General features: G+C 54.8%; 18 protein-coding genes. 15 read left to right on the top strand and 3 right to left on the bottom strand.

The features are described 5' to 3' along the window. Positions 1-13: 13 nt before the first annotated feature. A complete protein-coding gene (locus U2W12_RS08260; protein ID WP_326500199.1) occupies positions 14-175 on the bottom strand; it encodes a hypothetical protein in 162 nt (53 codons plus the stop codon). A gap of 165 nt (positions 176-340) precedes the next feature. Between U2W12_RS08260 and smbP the strand changes: the two genes are divergently transcribed. Beyond that, a complete protein-coding gene (gene smbP, locus U2W12_RS08255; RefSeq protein ID WP_326500198.1) occupies positions 341-673 on the top strand; it encodes a small metal-binding protein SmbP in 333 nt (110 codons plus the stop codon). 598 nt (positions 674-1,271) lie between these two features. After that, a complete protein-coding gene (locus U2W12_RS08250; RefSeq protein WP_326500197.1) occupies positions 1,272-1,751 on the top strand; it encodes a nuclear transport factor 2 family protein in 480 nt (159 codons plus the stop codon). A 177-nt stretch (positions 1,752-1,928) separates the two neighbouring features. Here the strand turns inward: U2W12_RS08250 and U2W12_RS08245 are convergent, their stop codons facing one another. Next, on the bottom strand, positions 1,929-3,242 hold the full coding sequence (locus tag U2W12_RS08245) for an ATP-binding protein (RefSeq protein ID WP_326500196.1): 1,314 nt from the start codon (positions 3,240-3,242) through the stop codon (positions 1,929-1,931). A 189-nt stretch (positions 3,243-3,431) separates the two neighbouring features. Between U2W12_RS08245 and U2W12_RS08240 the strand changes: the two genes are divergently transcribed. The 12 genes from U2W12_RS08240 to U2W12_RS08185 all read left to right on the top strand — a co-directional run bounded on the left by U2W12_RS08240 (position 3,432) and on the right by U2W12_RS08185 (position 14,383). Next, positions 3,432-3,962 carry an SRPBCC family protein gene (locus tag U2W12_RS08240; RefSeq protein WP_326500195.1) on the top strand — a complete coding sequence of 177 codons (531 nt, stop codon included), beginning with the start codon at positions 3,432-3,434 and terminating at the stop codon, positions 3,960-3,962. A 534-nt stretch (positions 3,963-4,496) separates the two neighbouring features. Further along, positions 4,497-6,308 carry a methanol/ethanol family PQQ-dependent dehydrogenase gene (locus U2W12_RS08235; RefSeq protein WP_326500194.1) on the top strand — a complete coding sequence of 604 codons (1,812 nt, stop codon included), beginning with the start codon at positions 4,497-4,499 and terminating at the stop codon, positions 6,306-6,308. A gap of 147 nt (positions 6,309-6,455) precedes the next feature. Further along, a complete protein-coding gene (gene moxJ / locus U2W12_RS08230; protein WP_326500193.1) occupies positions 6,456-7,298 on the top strand; it encodes a methanol oxidation system protein MoxJ in 843 nt (280 codons plus the stop codon). Between the two features lie 22 nt (positions 7,299-7,320). Next, positions 7,321-7,797, top strand: coding sequence for a cytochrome c(L), periplasmic (gene moxG, locus U2W12_RS08225; protein ID WP_326500192.1), 477 nt, complete (start codon positions 7,321-7,323; stop codon positions 7,795-7,797). Between the two features lie 13 nt (positions 7,798-7,810). Then, entirely contained in the window at positions 7,811-8,092 is a 282-nt protein-coding gene (locus U2W12_RS08220) for a methanol dehydrogenase [cytochrome c] subunit (RefSeq protein ID WP_326500191.1), read from the top strand. A 443-nt stretch (positions 8,093-8,535) separates the two neighbouring features. Next, a complete protein-coding gene (locus U2W12_RS08215; protein ID WP_326500190.1) occupies positions 8,536-9,555 on the top strand; it encodes a MoxR family ATPase in 1,020 nt (339 codons plus the stop codon). Between the two features lie 34 nt (positions 9,556-9,589). Further along, a complete protein-coding gene (locus U2W12_RS08210; RefSeq protein WP_326500189.1) occupies positions 9,590-10,429 on the top strand; it encodes an MxaS protein in 840 nt (279 codons plus the stop codon). After that, positions 10,426-11,304: a nonribosomal peptide synthetase MxaA gene (locus tag U2W12_RS08205; protein WP_326500188.1), complete on the top strand. Its 879-nt coding sequence runs from the start codon at positions 10,426-10,428 to the stop codon at positions 11,302-11,304. The genes U2W12_RS08210 and U2W12_RS08205 overlap by 4 nt, the downstream gene beginning before the upstream one ends. Continuing rightward, on the top strand, positions 11,301-12,293 hold the full coding sequence (locus tag U2W12_RS08200; protein ID WP_326500187.1) for a vWA domain-containing protein: 993 nt from the start codon (positions 11,301-11,303) through the stop codon (positions 12,291-12,293). The genes U2W12_RS08205 and U2W12_RS08200 overlap by 4 nt, the downstream gene beginning before the upstream one ends. Positions 12,294-12,295: 2 nt before the next feature. Then, a complete protein-coding gene (locus U2W12_RS08195; protein WP_024296734.1) occupies positions 12,296-12,862 on the top strand; it encodes a hypothetical protein in 567 nt (188 codons plus the stop codon). Positions 12,863-12,872: 10 nt separating this feature from the next. Further along, entirely contained in the window at positions 12,873-13,853 is a 981-nt protein-coding gene (locus tag U2W12_RS08190) for a vWA domain-containing protein (RefSeq protein WP_024296733.1), read from the top strand. Positions 13,854-13,891: 38 nt separating this feature from the next. Beyond that, positions 13,892-14,383, top strand: coding sequence for a hypothetical protein (locus tag U2W12_RS08185; protein ID WP_326500186.1), 492 nt, complete (start codon positions 13,892-13,894; stop codon positions 14,381-14,383). Between the two features lie 609 nt (positions 14,384-14,992). Here the strand turns inward: U2W12_RS08185 and U2W12_RS08180 are convergent. Next, positions 14,993-18,112 (bottom strand): TonB-dependent receptor, encoded by a 3,120-nt coding sequence (locus tag U2W12_RS08180; RefSeq protein ID WP_326500185.1) that lies wholly within the window; start codon positions 18,110-18,112, stop codon positions 14,993-14,995. A gap of 176 nt (positions 18,113-18,288) precedes the next feature. On the opposite strand from U2W12_RS08180, the gene U2W12_RS08175 reads away from it, so the two are divergent. Continuing rightward, positions 18,289-19,146 carry a hypothetical protein gene (locus U2W12_RS08175; RefSeq protein WP_326500184.1) on the top strand — a complete coding sequence of 286 codons (858 nt, stop codon included), beginning with the start codon at positions 18,289-18,291 and terminating at the stop codon, positions 19,144-19,146. Positions 19,147-19,340: the final 194 nt, after the last annotated feature.

Genomic DNA, 19,340 nt, shown 5'->3' with positions numbered 1-19,340 from the left:
CACAAAGCTGAGCTCACCTTGCCCCGGTATAATCGGCGAGCCAGTTCCAGCCACATCCTTGCATTAAGACTTGACGACCAAGCTGCTGCTCGGCGGGCAGCCATTCAGCAAGCCCTGTTTGATAACTAACAGCACATTCGGCCTTATACCTTAATTTTATTTCATAATCATGCATTTAAAGATTGGCATATATATTGATTAGTAGATTATGACGATAAGATATGCTGACAGTCTTTTGCAATCAGCGAGTCAATTGTTAAAAAAGATCGCTTCAATGAATAGGCAATGTCTGGCGTCTGATTGTTTTTGAACCAATCCCATAATCTATGTAGGTGAAAATATGAAAAAAAATATTGCGATACTTTGTGCCTTGCTATTTACCAGCACCGGCGTATTTGCCGAGGAACATGCCGCCGAAGCCTTGAAACACGCAGGACACGCGGTCACTCATGGTCAGGCCGGTCATGCGCAGCAATTGGTCGATCATGCTGAGAACGCGCTGAAACATGCCCAAAAAGCCGAAACCGCAGCTAGCGGAGAAGCCAAGGAACATGTAGCCGCCGGCATTAAATCGCTGGAAGAATCAATCGCCCATGGCAAACAAAATCATGCCGAAGTTGCTACCAAACACGCCGAAGAAGCCGTTGCGCATCTGAAAGCAGGTAATAGCTAATCCGCGTAAGTCGGGCATCGAAAGCATGCCCGACTTTTCATGTTTTGATACGCCGACGACTTTTGAATTCGGCAACCGACATTGTCGTCGTATTGATAGGCCACTATTTTTGCGAAAGCTTGTTTTGGGCATCCAAGCCTAATCAAGCGGCAAAAATTACGCGGCAACCATTGCCTTCGGAGGCACCGATTCGTCCTGCTTCGCCCGCCCCGACCCACAAGGAGATCGGGGCTTCGCTTCGCAATGACTTTACCCCGTGTCGCGATGCCTTGAAGGTTTGCTACGCTGCGCTTTGCCCCCCGGCGCTACGGCTGTCGGGGGCTAAAAATCTTCGCTTCGCCTTGCTCCGCTTCCGCGATTTTCAGAGGGGACGTTTAATTGTCCATCCGGCCAAGTCATGGATTCGATGCTCCGGTGGCCGGGCCTAATCAAGCAAATTCCAAGCAGGAAGTGTCAGGATGTTAAAGGCCTGGCCATCAGCCGAGACGAAGACTTAAAACTGTCGTATGCACTCTCAATAGCAAGGTAAAATTGATCGTCTCTCGGGAATAATGGGAAAATAGCATCGGTCTTTCGATCATTCATTTAGGAGTCTTCAATGACAACGATCCACGAACCGCGTCCTCCATTCCCCCCGTTCACGCGCGAAACCGCCGAGCAAAAAGTCCGCATGGCGGAAGACGCCTGGAACAACCGCGACCCCGAGCGCGTCGCCCTCGCATATACCGCCGACAGCCGGTGGCGTAACCGCGCCGAATTTCCGGTCGGCCGCGAACAGATCATCGAGTTCCTGATTCGCAAATGGCAAACCGAGCTGGAATATCGCTTGATCAAGGAATTATGGGCCTTTGACGGCAACCGGATCGCGGTCCGCTTTGCCTACGAGTGGCATAATCAGCACGGCGAATGGTTCCGTTCTTACGGCAACGAAAACTGGGAGTTCGACGAAAACGGCCTGATGCGCCGCCGCCATGCCAGTATCAACGACTTGCCGATACCAGCATCCGAGCGCAAGTTTCATTGGCCACAGGGCCGCCGCCCCGACGCTCATCCGGGACTCAGCGACCTCGGGCTTTAGCGAAGCTGATCATTCGTGCGCGAAAGGCTGGGCTGCCCAGCCTGCAAACTTAGAACGCCCCTCGAAGCGCGATTGCCCTGTTGTTTGCGCGAACAGGCACGGGCTTGAGGAAAGGAGGGCTTTATTAGGGACGCAGGGACCATGCGGAAGTGGCAAGGCTCAAGACGAAATGATTTTTTATCGTGTCAACGGGATGCTCGCGACGATGCACATCCCCTGTTGCGGCTGGGTATTGATGTTGAATTCCCCGCCCAAACTTTGGATACGCTCCTTCATTCCCAACAGTCCGAAACCGGTTTTGATTTGGTCGCCGACGCAGCCTTGGCCGTTATCACGTACTTCTAGCCGCAATCTCTCTTCCTGCGCATGCTCAATTTGAATTTTAATCGATGCCTGATTGGCCTCCGCATGGCGCACGATATTGGTCAGGCATTCCTGCACGACCCGGAAAATCTGAATGGTGATTTTCTGATTGAGTTCATCCACGTTATCGGTACAGTCGAGACTCAGGCGCAAATCCGGATACCTGGAAGCCCAATGCCCCAGCAAATCCTCGATCGCCGCCTTCAAACCGAGTTCGGTCAACACCAGTGGATGCAATTGGTGCATCATCGACCGCACCACGTTCATCAAATGATCGGAGATGCTCACGATCGCCTCGGTAGTTTGCTGGATGTCGGCTTTTTGGTGTGCCGCGGTGACCGCCATCACCTTGATCGCGGTCAGCGACTGCCCTAGTTCGTCGTGCAGTTCCTGCGCCAGACGTTGCCTCTCGTCTTCCTGTATTTCGAGCGAATGCTGGGTCAAGGCCCGGTTTTCCTGCTGCGACTTGCTGAGTTGGTCGGTCATGTGGTTGATCGCCTTGGCGATGCTGTCGTATTCCAAGGTCGAAAATGCCGGCAGTTTTTCGAGATAGCGGCCTTTTTCGATGTTTTCAAGCGCATTCACGATGATCGCGATCGAGTTCAGCGCTTTGCTGAATGCCAGATGCACCGCCAGAAAAGTCAGCAGCGTCAGTACCGCAAGCGAAATGAAAAACGCGACGCTTTCCCCCCAGACCTCGGTAATTTCGTCAAGCGGATTGGCCTGAATCAGCAGGGTAAACTGCTTGCCGTCCGCGGTCACGATCGGCTGTTCGGTTTTGCTGTGTTTGCCGCCGACCAAAGCGATGAACCATTGCGGAGGACGTTCCTCGTCGGATTTTCCCGCCTCCTTTTGTACAACGTTCAGAATTTGTCCCGAGGGCGTCTGCAACTGGAATTGAAGATGCCTCGTTTCTTTCAGCGAATTGATCCGGCGCAGCCAGTCGGACTCATTGAACATCGTTTGCGAAAAACCGAGGCGAATCAATTGCGCCGCCAAACTGACCGACGCATCGATTTCCTCATTAACCGCCTGCCGCGCCTGCCAGACCGCGATGCTGCCGCCCAGCAGCAAAATACATAATGAAGAAAACAGGATTCTGATATTGATTTGATAGCGTAAGCTCATGGTTCCACGCATGTGAAGGGGGGATTTTTTCCAAATAAGCCGGGAGTTTTCCTGAATGTGCGGCGCATGTCAACCGTATTCACCCCGCCGGCACAACAGGAATAAATACCCTTCCATTTCAGGAAAAACCCCCTCGGCTTTCCAAATAAAGCTTTTGATAATGGTGTATTTAATCAGGGACATCACCTCATGAAACGCTTACTTATCATTCTGCCGAGTATCCTGCTGTTTTCCATGGCCGCCTTCGCGCACGGCCCAACGCCTCAGAAGGGGCTGGAAAGCATTACCATCAACGCGCCGCTGGATAAGGTCTGGGGCATGGTCAAGCAATTCGATGCCATCGCCGACTGGCATCCGGATGTGAAGGAAAGCTCCGGCGACGGCAAGCACGAGTCGGGCGGAATCCGCACCCTGACCCTGCACAACGGCGGCCAGTTGGTCGAGGAGCTGGATTTCTACAGCGACAAGGACCATGAATACAGCTACCGGCTCAAGAAAGAAAACGTCGAGGCGTTTCCGACCAGTTCCTACTCGATGGAAATCCAGGTCAAGCCGGGCGAGGCCGAAGGCAACTCGGTGGTGACCCTGAAGAGCCGCTTTTACCGCGGCGATACCGGCAATACGCCGCCGGAAAACCTGAGCGACGCGGCCGCCGTCAAAGCGGTCACCGCATTTTTGAAAAACGGTCTGGATGGCTTAAAGAGCAAGCTCGAAAAATAAACTCCGCGCTTCTCATCGCGACTTGATGCCCGACATCGACAAATAATTCATCACGACGATGTCGGGTTGATACCGATTGTAAAGCTGACAGGCCATTTCGACGCGATCCGTGTATAAATCCCACCTTTCCCATGCGAATAAGGCCAGGAAAGTTCTATAGGGGGTTCTCACCCAACCTCATGATCGACGACCAGAAAGACATTGATCTTATGCATTACACACTCTCTAGACTCAATTTTTTATGATGCCCGAAGTCACGAACGTTACTGTCGGAAATTCTTCCCGGTAAGTATCAAAAAACCGTTTTTCAGGAATTTTTCTCGGCTTTTTTCGGATTTTTACCTAACAAAATTACAGGTTTATTCCGTAACGGTCACGGCGCATGCTCGGCTACCATGTCGCCAGCTCGGACCAGCGTCTCGGTACCCCCCTGTGAACGTTTTGATCAAGAAAGCCGAATATAAAACTTTACCGATACGTCCGGTCCTGGCTTTTCAAATTCAGGTAAATAAATATAACCCTTGGAGGGGAACTATGCGGATTTCCAAACTCACCCGCACCGTCGCGTCAGTCCTTTGCGGCGGCGCGTTTCTGGCGGCCGCGCTGCCGGCAGAGGCCAATAAAGAACTGGACAGGCTGTCGAAAGCAGACAGCAACTGGGTCATGCAGACAAAGGATTACGGCTCGACCCATTTTAGCAAGATGACCCAGATCAATACGCGCAACGTCCATCACTTAAAACCGGTGTGGTCGTTTTCGACCGGCGTATTGAACGGCCATGAAGGCGGACCGCTGGTCGTCGACGGCATCATGTATGTGCATACGCCCTATCCGAACAATGTCTATGCGATCGATTTGAACAATCCCGACAAGATATTGTGGCAATACAAGCCGAAGCAAAATCCGGCCGCGCGCGCGGTCGCCTGCTGCGACGTGGTCAACCGCGGCGTCGCCTATGCGCCGGCCGGCCCCGATTATCCGGCGACGATCTTTCTGAATCAGCTGGACGGCAATGTCGTCGCGCTGCACGCGAAAACCGGCGAACTGCTCTGGAAAATGGAAAACTCCGACATCGCAATGGGTTCGACGTTGACCGTCGCGCCGTTCGTCGCCAAGGACAAGGTGATCGTCGGCACTTCCGGCGCCGAGCTGGGCGTTCGGGGCTATGCCACCGCCTATAACATCAAGGACGGCAAACAGGCCTGGCGCGTCTATGCGACAGGGCCTGACGAAGACATCAAGCTGGCGAAGGATTTCAACAGCGCCAATCCGCACTACGGTCAGTTCGGCCTGGGCCTGAAGACCTGGGAAGGCGACGCCTGGAAGATCGGCGGCGGCACCAACTGGGGCTGGTATGCGTTCGACCCTGAGCTTGACATGCTCTACTACGGATCGGGCAACCCCGCGCCGTGGAACGAAACCATGCGCCCCGGCGACAACAAATGGACGATGACGATCTGGGGCCGCGACATCGACACCGGCGAGGCCAAGTTCGGCTATCAGAAGACGCCGCATGACGAATGGGATTACGCGGGCGTCAACTACATGGGCCTGTCCGAGCAGATGGTCGACGGCAAGATGACCAAATTGCTGACCCACCCGGATCGTAACGGCCTGGTCTATACCCTGAACCGTGAAAACGGCGACCTGGTCAACGCCTTCAAGATCGACGACACCGTCAACTGGGTCAAACATGTCGACCTGAAAACCGGCCTGCCGGTCCGCGACCCGGAATACTCAACCCACATGGATCATCAAGCCAAGGGCATCTGCCCGTCGGCGATGGGCTACCACAACCAGGGCATCGAGTCCTACGATCCGGAAAAGAACCTGTTCTTCATGGGCACCAACCATATCTGCATGGACTGGGAACCGTTCATGCTGCCTTACCGCGCCGGCCAGTTCTTCGTCGGCGCGACCTTGAACATGTATCCGGGTCCGAAAGGCACCCTGGGCCAGGTCAAGGCGATGAACTCGGTAACCGGCAAATTCGAATGGGAAGTGCAGGAAAAATTCGCCGTCTGGGGCGGCACGACGGCGACCGCGGGCGACCTGGTGTTCTATGGCACGCTGGACGGCTACATCAAGGCGCTGGATTCGCGCAACGGCAAGGAATTGTGGAAATTCAAGCTGCCGTCCGGCGTCATCGGCCATCCGATCACCTACGGACATGACGGCAAGCAGTATGTCGCGATCTATTACGGCGTCGGCGGCTGGCCTGGCGTCGGTCTGGTGTTCGACCTGCAAGATCCAACCGCCGGTTTGGGCGCGGTCGGAGCCTTCAAGGAGCTCGCACACTATACCCAGCAGGGCGGCGGCGTGATGGTTTTCGCATTGGGCGACTAACAGGCGCGAAGGAGAGCGTAGGATGGGTAGAGGCGTCAGCCGAAACCCATCGTTCAGAATCCATCACGGCCTAATGATGGGTTTCGCTTCGCTCTACCCACCCTACAAATCTACACGGATCAATAAACACCAAAGAGAATTGCAACAATGGATCAAATGAAACTGTTATCGGCCGCATTCAGCCTGACGGCAACCTTGCTCGCCGCCAATGCGCCGGCAGCGGCCCAAGAACCATTAAAAGTCTGCGCGGCCGAAGACGAAATGCCTTATTCGAATAAGGCCGGCGAAGGCTTTGAAAACAAGCTGGCGGCCTTGCTCGGCAAGGCATTGGAGCGCAAAGTCGAGATGGTGTACTGGACCGATCCGCGCTACTACGTGCGGGATTATCTGGACAAGGGCTTGTGCGACGTCACGCTGGGCGTCGACGCGGGCGATCCCAGAGTCTTGACGACCAAATCCTATTACCGTTCCGGCTATGTGTTCATCACCCGGGAACAGGACGGCATCGAGGTCGAAAACTGGGACAGTGAAGCCCTGCGCAAGGCCAAGAAGATCGCCTTCGTGCCGGGTACTCCGGCGGAAGTGATGCTGCGCGCGATAGGCCGCTACAACGACCTGTTCAATTATTCGCAGGAACTGGTCGGCTATAAATCCAAGCGCAATCAGTACGTGAAATACGACCACGCCAAGCTGGTCTCGGAAGTCGCATCCGGCAACGCCGAGATCGCGGTGTTGTGGGGGCCGGCGGCGGCGCGCTACGTGAAAACCTCGTCGACGCCGCTGACCATGACCGTGATCCCGGACGACAATAAGCGCGCCGACGGACAAAAGGTCGGTCATCATTACAGCAGTTCGATCGGCGTGCGCAAGGACAAACCGGCATTGCTCGCGGAATTGAACAAAGTGCTGGAAGAAGTCGAGGACGACATCGAGGATCTGCTGGAAGAGGAAGGCATACCCTTGCTGGACGAACCGGAATCTGCCGGTTAAACAAAAACAAATGGGACCACTTATGAAAACGATACAAATCTTTACTGCGGCGTCACTGAGCCTCGCCATGCTGAGCACGGCGGCCATCGCGGAAATCACTTTCCATAACGCGATTAACGGTGAAACGCTGGATATGAGCGTCGCCAAGAAAGGCGGCGATACCGAAGCCTTCAAGCAATTCAAGGAAACCGGAAAAAATCCTTACAACGGCGACGCGGAAGCGGTCAAGAAGGGCCATGACCTGTACATGACCGCCTGCTCGGGTTGCCACGGCCACGAAGCCGAAGGCAAACTGGGACCGGGCCTTGCCGATGACTACTGGACTTATCCTGCCAACGCAACCGATAAGGGCTTGTTCGAACTCCTGTTCGGCGGCGCCAACGGCATGATGGGACCGCAATACGTCAATTTGAACACCGACGAGATGCTGTTGATCATGTCCTGGATTCGCGACATTTATAAAGGCGATCCGAAAAAAGCCAAGTGGTTGAATAAATAACGAGGAGTAGACGATGAAGAAATTTTTGTTACTGAGCGCCTCTGCAATGCTGGCGGCAATGAGCTTTACCGCCGCGGCTTATGACGGCACCAACTGCAAGGAGCCCGGCGTGTGCTGGGAGCCGAAGCCTGGCTATCCCGACAAGGTCGAGGGCAGCAAATACGACCCGAAACACGATGTCAACGAACTGAACAAACAGTCGCAGTCGATCGCCGAAATGGAAGCACGTAACCAGAAGCGCTGGGAACATTTCAACAAGACCGGCAAGCTTGTTTACGACGTGGACGAAATCTGAGTCTTGTTCTCGATCCCACGCGCTGCGTTACTGCCATTAAGTTAAGGCGGTTATCTCCCTCTCCCTTCGGGAGAGGGTCGGGGTGGGGGGAATAAAATAAGGAAAAATACTTTATTTTGATCCCCTCATCCTAGCCTTCTCCCGGAGGGAGAAGGGACCGGCCATCCTTAACTTAATGGCAGTGACGCGCTGCGTGGGATCGAAAGAAGTGAAAATTTAACTGGCGATTTTTACCGGCATCGATATTTCCCCCTAAGGGCGCCGTCCACCATGCTGCGGCGCCCTGCCCCATTGATATCGATGCCTGCTTTACCCGGAATCGGCGGCGAGTCTTGTGTGTTCACGGTGACCAGCCGTGAAACGGAAGGCCGATTCCAGCTTGTTTTTGACTAATCCCACTCATAACTCCGGCATGTGCTTGCCGGAGTTTTTTTTGAAAAACCATGATGACAGATGCGGAATTAATCCAGTGGCGCGCCAACGCGTTGCGGTTTGAACAACAGATCAACCAATGCGTGATCGGCCTGCAAACAGCCGTCAGGCAACTCGTGATCGCGGTCTTCGCGCGCGGCCATGTGTTGCTGGAAGGCCAGGTCGGCGTCGGCAAGACGACCCTGCTGCGCGCGGTCGCGCAAGGCCTGGGCGGCCATTTTGAACGTATCGAAGGCACCATCGATCTGATGCCTGCCGATCTGATTTATTACACCTATCTCGACGAAAACGGCCGTCCGCGCGTCGATCCCGGCCCCTTGCTCAAAAAGGGCGAAAGGCTCAGCACGTTTTTCTTCAACGAGATCAATCGCGCCCGCCCGCAGGTACATTCGCTGTTGCTCCGGGCTATGGCAGAACGCAGCGTCAATGCGTTCAACCGCGATTACGCGATGCCGCACTTTCAGGTATTCGCGGACCGCAACCGCGTCGAAAAAGAAGAGACCTTCGAACTGCCCGCGGCCGCCAAAGATCGTTTCATGATGGAAATCCGCATCGACCGGCCCGATGACGATGCACTGCTCGATCAGCTGATGTTCGATCCGCGCTTTCACGACACCGACCGGCTGATCGCCGGCGTCGAGTCCGGCGGCATGGCCTATGACCGCCTGAATGATGTTGCGGAAACGGTGCAAATCAAAATTCAAACCAGTCCCAAACTGCGCCAGTATGCCCTGGACTTGTGGAAGGCCACGCAGAACCCCGGCGAGTACGGCATTCAATTGGCCGACGCGGACATGAAACAATTATTGCTGAGCGGCGCGAGTCCGCGCGGCATGAGCTATCTGATCCGGGCCGCGAAAATCCGCGCCTGGCTGGAAGGCCGCGACTATGTGCTGCCGGAAGACGTCCAGGCGGTGTTCGCGGTCTGCACCCAGCACCGGCTGTTCATCAATCCGGTGTACGGCTACCGGAAAGAACAATTGGTGCCGCAACTGGCCGCAGCGATCCTGCAGCACGTCGCGACGCCTTAAATGGCTTTGAAAGCGAAAATTAGACCGCACAAAAATGTCTGAAGCCGACCTCCTTCAATACCGTTTACCCTGGCTGTCCGGCGCGGTGTACCCCGGCGCGCATCTGGGGCGCATGACCGGCGCCGGCCTGCTGTTCAAACAGCATCAGCCGATGGCCGCCAGCAGCGACCCCAGGCGCATCGATCTTCGGGCCAGCGTGCTCGATCCTTTCGAGCACTATCGGGTGCGCGCCTACCAGCAACCGAGCCGTATCGACGTCTATCTGCTCGCCGATTTATCGGCATCGATGGGCCATGCCGGCAAACAGAAAATTCTGGGCACCCTGCTGCGCACGCTCGCGCGCTCGGCGTTCGGCTACGGCGACCGTTTCGGCTTCATCGGCGCGGGCGAACGGGTCGAACCGCGTTGGCTGTTGCCGGCGGGCATGCATTATGAACCGGTATCCCGTGTCGCCGGCCAACTCGAAAGCGCGCGTTTTTCCGGCACCGCGATCGGGCTCGGCAACGCCCCCGCCTATCTGCCGGCTGAAAGAGCCCTGCTGTTCCTATTGACCGACGGCCATTTTCCGCTCGCCCACCTGCAAGGCCTGCTGGCCTCCCTGCAAATGCATGATGTCGTCCCCCTGGTGCTGTGGGACGCGAGCGAATACCGCCGGCTGCCCGCCTGGGGTTTATTGCCCGTTCGCGACCTCGAAAGCGGAGTGTCCCGCACCCTGGTCATGCGCCCGGCGCTCAGGGAAGGCATCGTGTACGCCTACGCGCAACGGCGGCAGGACCTGCTCGGGACCTTTCGCGCCTTCGGCAGCGAACCCTTGTTTATCGAACAGTGCGACATCCCCGCGATCAATCGCCATTTACACCAGAGAACGGCATGAAACGCCTATTGATCCTGACGCACCTATTACTGCTGGGCTGCTCCGGCGCGAACGACGATGCGGTCATCGACTTCGAAGTCGAAACGCCGAGACCGTTCGGCTATGTGATCGGCGACGAGATTCCGGAGCGGATCATCCTCGAAACCCGGCCGGGCGTGATCCTGAACACCGCCAGCCTGCCCGCCAAAGGTCCGGTCAATCGCTGGCTGAACCTGAATGCCATGCACATCCGGCAGAGTGGCCAGCGCTACGAAATCGACTTGCGCTACCAGGTGTTTTATGCGCCGCTGTCGGTCAGGACCCTGACCCTGCCCGGTTTCGACCTGCACTTCGGCAGCGGCGACAGCGCCTTCAGCAAGCCAGTCCCGCCCTGGCGCTTTACGATGTCGCCGCTGCGCGACCTGGCGGTCAAGGGCGCCGAAAGCGGGGCCACACTGCGCCCCGACAGTCCGCCGCCGCAACTGGACACGCGGCAGACTTTGACCCTGATCGTCGCGGGCTCGGGCGCTTCCTTGCTCGCCGCCGCCACGCTCGGCTTTTTGTACGGCTACTTCCCGGCCTTGCGGCGCCGCACCCTGTTCAAACAGGCGCTGAAACGTCTGGCCCGCCTCCCGGAAAAAGACATGGCGTCGGCCCTGCACACCGTGCATGATGCCCTGAACCGGCTGAACCGGAAGCCGCTGTATCAACATCAGCTGGCCGGATTTTACCAGGCCCATCCCGAGTATCGCCGCGTGGATAGTCAACTGAACTGGTTTTTCAACTATTCCAACCATTATTTTTTCAGCCGCAATGTCTCGGCGACAGCGTTGGACCGCGAAAAACTGATCGCGCTGTGCAAGGCATGCCGGCAAATCGAACGGGGCAGCCGATGAGTCTGGGCGTGGAATCGCCGTGGCTGCTGACCGCTTTGCCGCTGGCCCTGCTGCCGCTGATCAATAAGGGCATGCGCGACCATGCGCATCCGGGCTTGCTGCTGCTGCCGTCGGACCCGCTGTCGGACCTGTTGTCCTGGCTGCTGCGTGTTTTCGCGATGCTGGCGATGGCCGGGCTGATCTTGGGCATGGCGGGGCTCCACCTGCAAGGACAAAGCGTCGAACGCATCGGCCACGGCGCCGAAATCGTCCTGCTCCTGGACCGCAGCAACAGCATGGACAACAGCTTCGCCGGGCGCGCGCCGAACGGCAATAACGGCGAAGAATCCAAAGCCGCCGCCGCACGGCGTTTGCTGACCGATTTCGTGAACCAGCGCGAGCACGATCTGATCGGCGTAGCCGAATACAGCACCGCGCCGTTGTATGTGATGCCGATGACCGAAAACAAGGCGGCGGTCAAGGCCGCGATCGCGGCGACCTCGACGCCGGCGCTAGCCTATACCCATGTCAGCAAGGGCCTGGGCATGGCGCTGTCTTTCTTTCAGCAACCTGTCGTCACGGGATCGCGGCTGATCGTCCTGGTCTCCGACGGCGCGGCGGCGATCGATCATGACAGCGAGCAGAAGCTCAGGCAGTGGTTCAAGGAAAAACAGGTGCGTCTGTACTGGTTGTTTCTGCGCACGGCCAACAGCCCGGGCATTTACGACCCGCCGGCCGATCCGCGCGACGACAACGCGCAGGCGATGCCGGAACGCTATCTGCACCAGTTCTTCACCAGCCTGGCCATCCCTTATCAGGCCTATCAGGCGGAGAGCCCCGACGCGATGAAGCAGGCCATCGCCGACATCAGCCGGCTCGAAAATCTGCCGATCCATTATTTCGAACGGATCCCCCGTCGGGACCTGACCGGCATCTGCTATCTGGCGTCCGCTATCCTGCTGCTGTTGCTGCTGGCCGCCAAAGGCGCCGAAGTAAAACCGGAAGCATAACCATGAACACGAGACCCTTATTGCATCCCCTGCTCTGGCTGACATTGGCGTCAGGCCTCTCTGCCACGCTGTACGGCGCAGCCGATTGGTACCGGATTCATGCCGGCAATGCGTTGATCGCCAAGCTCGTCTCGGGCCGCGATGTCGAGCTCGATCGGGTGATCGGCGGCCCCTTCGAGCTGCGGCTGGCAAGAGCCTATTATCTGAAGAACAAGCATCGCTATGACGAGGCGCTGGCGACTTTGAGCCTGGTCATCGACCAGGGCGACACCGCGCGGCAGGCCAGAAACCGCTACAACCTCGGCAATCTGTATCTCGAACAGGCGATAGCCCAGGCCGAAGCGATGAACATCAATGCGGCCATGCCGCTGGCCGGCCTGGCCAAACAGGCGTACCGGCAGTCGCTGGCATTGGACAGCAACCAATGGGACGCCAAATACAATCTCGAAGCCGCGATGCGCCTGTTGCCGGAAATGGACCGGATTTCGCCCGAGGACGAAGAGGAACCCGTGCAGCAAAAGACCCAATTATGGACGACCGTGCCGGGATTTCCGCGCGGTTTGCCTTAGGCCCGGTGAAATGATGCGCTTTTCGTTGCAAGACTACCGAACCGTGTGCCTGCTGCTGGCGGTTTCAGCGATGGCCGTATTGTTCATACGGCCTGTCGAACAGCAAAAACAGCCAGTTTACAACCTGACCTTCATCGTCGATATCACTCGCAGCATGAATGTGGCGGACTACGCCGAAGGCGACCGCGCCGTCAGCCGGCTGGAATTCGTCAAACGGACCTTGCGCGAATTGCTGGTCAGGCTGCCCTGCCAATCCAAAGTCGGCCTGGGCCTGTTCACCGAGCGCCGCTCGACCTTGCTGTTCGAACCGCTGGAGGTGTGCGGTTCCTATGCGGAGATCGACGCCGCGATCAGTCAAATCGATTGGCGCATGGCCTGGGCGGCCGACAGCAATATCGCCCAGGGCCTTAAGAGCACGCTGGAAATGCTGCAAAACCGGGACGGCGCCGTCGTTTTCATGACCGACGGCCATGAAGCGCCGCCGCCGAATCCGCGCTACCGGAGCGATTTTTCCGCGCTGAAGGACAAGGTCAAGGGCATCATCGTCGGCGTCGGCGGCTTGACGGCCATGCCGATTCCGAAGTTCGACAACCGCGGCGAACCTGCCGGCTATTATTCGGCGGACGATGTGCCGCAGCGCTCCTCGTTCGGCGAATCGAATCTGGACCCGTCGCAGATCGAAGGCTACAACGCGCGCAATGCCCCGTTCGGCAGCGCCAAAGCCGGCGGCAGCGAGCACCTGAGCGCGCTGCACGAGAGCTACCTGGAAGAACTGGCGCTCGAGGCGGGACTGAAGTACGCGCGCTTGAGCGATGCCGAGACCCTGGCTGCGGCGGTTCAGCGTCCCGAACTCGCGCTGACGAAAAAGGTTGCCGCCGACGTGCGCTGGCAACCGGCCTGGCTGGCGTTGCTGATGACGGCTGCCGTGTACTGGCCGTTTAGCCTGAGCCGGGTCAAAAGTGCTTTAGGGTTTTTGCGGAAAAAGCCGTGAGCAAAGTTATCTTTTAATCAACCCCTTCGAGATGAGACATGATCAAAAACATCCCACTGACCCCGCATCGTTTATTTGCCGGATTGCTGGCGTTGTCGCTACTGGGCGCTTACATCACCCACAACGCCCAGAAAAACTGCCACTATTACTGGCTGTTCATGTTGCTTATTCTGGGCCTTGCCTCGATTGCGCCGATCTACCTGCAAACCCCAAGCGATCGCAAAAGTCTGCAAAACCGCTTGCTGCACTGGGCCGGCTGCGTGTTCGCGACCGTGGTGATCTATGCCTACCATAATGCCGGCAGGCTGTATCATGAGGAAACCGGCCTGTTGATCCTGCTGGTGCTGGCCATCGGCGCTTACACCGACGGCCTGAAAAACAGCTTCCGTTTCACGCTGATTGGCATCTTCCTCGGGCTGGTCGCGATTTCCGCCGCCTATGTCGATGCTTACCTGTGGCCGCTGGCGATACTCGCGAGCGCTGCCGGGGCATGGAGTTATCATAAAGACAAAAAGGGTTCGGGGGCTTAGACGATACCATAAAAGAACGGGCACGGGCTCCAGAAAAAATCTGCGGACGCCTTGAAAGCGGCCGCAGACCGAGTGTGAGGAAAACAATAACCCATGGGTATGACCGACGCGCATGTAGGCACATACATGATCCGCGGCGGAGCGGTCCAAGCATTCGATGTGTCGATGACCGAATAACGGCCAACACCTTTCTCGCCTGAGTTCACCTGATATCCGAACCAGGACGTCCGTGCAGGAAACATCAAGGTGAACGCTCGGCATTGTAGAGGTATGCCTGGAAACCCGGCAGGGAAATTTTCCCGCTTTTCTTTGGGATAAATTCTTTAGTGCGCGTTTTTAAAATTTTCCGGCCTTGTTGATGGCTGAAACGCCGGCTCGTCACTGCAGTTTGGCAGAGAGGATACGATACCCCGTTCCAAGCGGGCCTCTGTTCGAATCGTCATCCACTGTCTAAACGTGCTTTAGCTATGCTAGAGCGTAAAATTCAGGAGGTTTTCCTATGGATTTTTCCGCCAATCACGACATCCTGCGCGCTTCATTTGGAGGATGAGCATGCCGAAAAAAAATCAACATGTTATTGGCCGACCCTGGCTTGCGAGCCAGAAGCCTTTAGAGGGCGAATTTATAATCGAACCCCACCCAGAAGGCGCGTGGCGCTCCAGGGCCGATAAAAGTGCTGTTTTGCCAATCCCTGGAATTGTAATTCCAGCCGCTGGGGCCAATCGCACCCCGCTCCGAGGGCGAAAACGGATTGATCCCGAGCCTGCCGGCGGTGGCATACTGCCGATCGAACAGGTTATTGACCATGCCAAACACTGATAAGCCTTTAGTAAGTTGATAACGGGTTTTGAGGTTGAAAATGACATAACCGGCTACGCTGCCTGGATCCTTGAAAGGCTGTCCTTTCAGCAACAATCTATCCCGACTGCTACCGGGATCAAAACCATAGTAGCGATCGAAATCACCTTGCTGATGCTCATTGTTTTCATTCCCTCTTACGAAAGAGGAGGAATGGGCGATCATATTGATGCCGAACTCCCATTTTGGGGCGAGATGAAAGTTCAATGTCGCATTCATGTTATGCTGGGGGATGCCCGGCATGCGGTCGCCCGACTTAATTTCGATCATATCATCCAAGGCTTTCATCGGCCTTCCCTCTGCGTCATAGGGAACACTGGCAAGATAATCAATATCGTCAGGCGATATTACCGCGGCACTGCTATTATGCGGACTCACCATGACCAAATTCGACTGAAATGTCGCATCGGTATAACCATAATTCAGGCTAAAATCGACAATTCCGACTTTACCGGAAAAACCAAACTCGATCCCTTGCCGGCGGGTATCGCCAATGGTATCGAAAAAGCTGCGGTCAGGCGTCAAACCGACCAGATAAATATCGTCCCGTAAGTCAGTGCGATAGACGGTAGCGTTCCACCCCCAATCTTTAAAAAGACTTCCCCGCACACCGAATTCAAAGCTATTGGCAAAAATCTGCGGCAAGTAGGGATCACCGGAGAGGGCGGTGGGTAAGGTACAGGCTCCTCCCACTGTAGCAAAACTTTTCGGAGTCAAGGGTGAATCAGGGTCGCTTGGGTCTTCGGGAACCAGGGTACCGTCATAGGCACAGCCCAGTTCGACGGTTGAGGGCGCACGAGTACCTTGACTCCAGTTAAAAAACAAGTTCAAGTCTTTGTACAAGACATTTTTGTCCTTAAAAGGAAGATAACTGATTCCTAAAGAGGGATTAAATGAGGTGTAATCGAACGTTTCCGAAGTCGGAGTTTCGCTGTATTTCCCTAAACCCAGTGTCGGATCTAGCGGTTGCCTTACATCCTGATCAAATTCTCCAATATTGTAATTGGCCTCCGGCGGGCAAGAAGCGGGATCTGTTCCTTTACAGAGGGTTACGTTGGGCCTGAATTTGTGAATGTCCAGAATTTGGTGCAATGCTTCGAAACCAACACGAGTTCGAGCCCGAACGCGATTTTTTACCCTGGTTTGATTAAATCGTCCCGAAACACTCAGATGCAAATTCTCCCGAGGAGAGTAAGTCTCGCTGAAATAGCTGCTGAAAGTCGTTGACTTACCCGTAAATGAATTATTACGGATATCTTCGCGGGCAGCCACATATATCGGGTCAATTTGGGCCGGATCACTGTATACGCGATGATCCGCATCGATTAATCCTAAGCGCTGGCTAGTCTCGAAATCAGTATCCGCGGCATCGATGGAACCGCCCGCCATGAATTTGTGTTGGTCGCTGTTCCAATTTAATTGTAGCGAAGCACCATCCGTTTTTTGCTTAACAGCCGTGTTACTGAGCACGCCGATAGGAGTCCCTTCGGCCCAGCCTTTGGAGGCCACGGAACCTGCGGGCCACTTCTTGCCGTTACGCGGACGCACAGGCGAGCCGGGTCCGCCCGGATTGTTGTAACGAAGGCGTCCGCAATTTCCGTTCAGCGGCGGCAATAATTCGACATTGTCTTCCGCGAGTTTATGAGTAAGCGGAGCATTAATGGTGCTGCGGTCAATAATCTCGTATTCATCATCGTCCAGAAAACCGTCTCCATTCAAGTCCTTTACCACATAGTAGTCCGGAACGTTGTCACTATTGACGTCTTGATACTGACAAACGGGGATGGGCTTTCCATTACTCGTCGGCTGCTCGGGAATGGCTTCTAGTTTATTTACTCCTCTGCCTTCATCCATTTCGTCAAAATCTTCGTAAATATCTCCGGCCAGGGAGGTCCGGTTGCTATCGCGCCGATAAATCTGCCCGGTTAAACTCAAATTATCGTTGAAAAAAAGTTCGCCACCCAAGTTATATTGCTGCAGTTCGTTTTCGGTACTATCCGGCGAAGTAAACACAGACTCCGGATGGAGATTATACATATCCTTCGGGATCAAGCCATTACCCAGCAACGTGTTGCCAACTGCCAACGTGCTGAAACGCAGCGAAAAATTATCGTCCCGCCAATCGAAGCGGGCAAAACCTTGATTGACCTGAGAAGGGGAATTGACCCGCCAGCCTTCCTCGTCAAAGCCGGTAAAAGCGAGGAAAGCGCCCAATTTCCCCTTATTCCAGCCCGCGGTCAGTTCGCCTTTTTTGCGGTTCCACGAACCGCCCTGGAAACTGACATCCACACCCGCATCCTCGAATCCATTTTTTGTGCGTAAAGCCAACGCGCCGCCTAAAGTATTTAATCCGAACAATGGATTGGAACCGGGAAATATATCTATCCCGGATAAGGCATTCATCGGTATCAAATCCCAGTTGACAATGTCGCCGAAAGGTTCGTTGACCCTGACTCCATCGAGAAACACGGAAAGTCCCTGCGGGGTGCCGAGTTGGGGAGAAGCGGAAAATCCGCGAAAGGTAATATCCATCTGAAACGGATTGCCCGCATAATCATTTATGTTAACCGACTGCAACTTGCTGTTCATCAGGTCACCCAGGCTGGTCGCCAAGGATTCTTTAATATCTTTACTGCTCAACGATTGAACATTGGCCGGTAATTCTTCCCTGGATAATTGCAGCCCCTCCCATGGGCCGATAGTGGTCGATTTATCTTCTTCGACAGTAATGGTGTCAAGTTCATTAAAGCCCGATTCGTCAACTTCTTTAGAAAAAACCGGACTGCTCCATGGAATTAGAATCAACAAGCACAACGGACGCAACCGATACCCATAGGGCAAAAAAACTACAAAATTTGAAATCGACAACATAGGGAATGGCTTTGTAATGAGGGAATTTGCAGTTATCCCTGAAACTGGCCAGCTATGATAAAAAGCAGCAGAAGATACAACACGGGAAATTTTCCCGCATTTTGAAGGAATAATTCTCTTATTCGCTTATTTATTGAGATGTAAGATGGGGAGTCTTTTTTGCCAGGTTGTTAAAAATGAACAAAAAATTACTACACAGAGCGCTGCCCGGCGCATTATTGCTGGGTTCCACCACAGCAATGGCTACCGGTTTTGTACCTTTGTCCTCAGGGGGATTCCCGGTTGGGAATAATAGTGTTTCAGCATACACCGTATGTAACTTAACGGGTGAGTTCGGTGCAGATGAAGAAGGTTCTATACCTCCAACTTTTGAACCTGAGGGAGGAAGCAACAATACCTGCGCTATTCCAAGAATACCTGAAGGCTATCAACAAATAAAAAACGCCATCCGCCCTATTAAGTTGCTGGGATTGACCAAAAGATTTCGGCCTGTGAAAATCACTATTGGCCACGTCACTGATCGAGTGTGGCGAAATAACGTAGAAAACAGCTGTATTTATGGGGCAAAAGTCAGACTAAGCAATACCGATGCTGATCGATTAACCCCAGGCAAACAATATTTCGAGGTAAACGATATTCTACGAGGAGGGTTTGAAAATCAAATCCCTGAAGCCGCTTACTGGTACTCTAAAAATGCCGACGAAGTTATCTACCGTATTGGGTTGACTTCTACATCGCTCGTTTTCGAACCCGAAAGTGAAAGTGAAGCGCAACCGCTAATTAATGAAGCTCCGGTTGATACCAACTGGGTCGACTTCTCAACCGATATAAACTATCGTGACGATGACGGATCGTCGTACAGAGATTCTCCATGGCTCTTGGTTAAAATCGCTTGCACAGCGGAAGAAAAACCTGTTGTTCTGCCCGGCGCATTAAAATTTCGGCAAATGGGACAGGAAGGCCAACCTTTAAAAGAAATCGAAGTAGACGGCTTTGCACCTGCGGGAGCTACTGCAGATATTACAGCTCCTTAATTCTTAAGCACCTTCAGCCTTAACCTCCAATTGTTATAGTGGGCCGTGTAGCCAGCGGCCCACATACTCTAAAGATTGCTTCAGCAGTTCAATTCCTGCTTTCTGCGGGAGACGAATCCTTGATTTGGATCGTGCGGAAAGCACCTCTACTATGCCTACCTCTAAAAAATCGGTGATCGGCTTCATGTTGCCCA

Origin of the sequence: Methylomicrobium sp. Wu6, assembly GCF_035916875.1 — a bacterium.
Classification (GTDB): domain Bacteria; phylum Pseudomonadota; class Gammaproteobacteria; order Methylococcales; family Methylomonadaceae; genus Methylomicrobium.
Note: the sequence above shows the minus strand (reverse complement) of the source record. Positions and strands in the feature narration are given on the sequence as shown.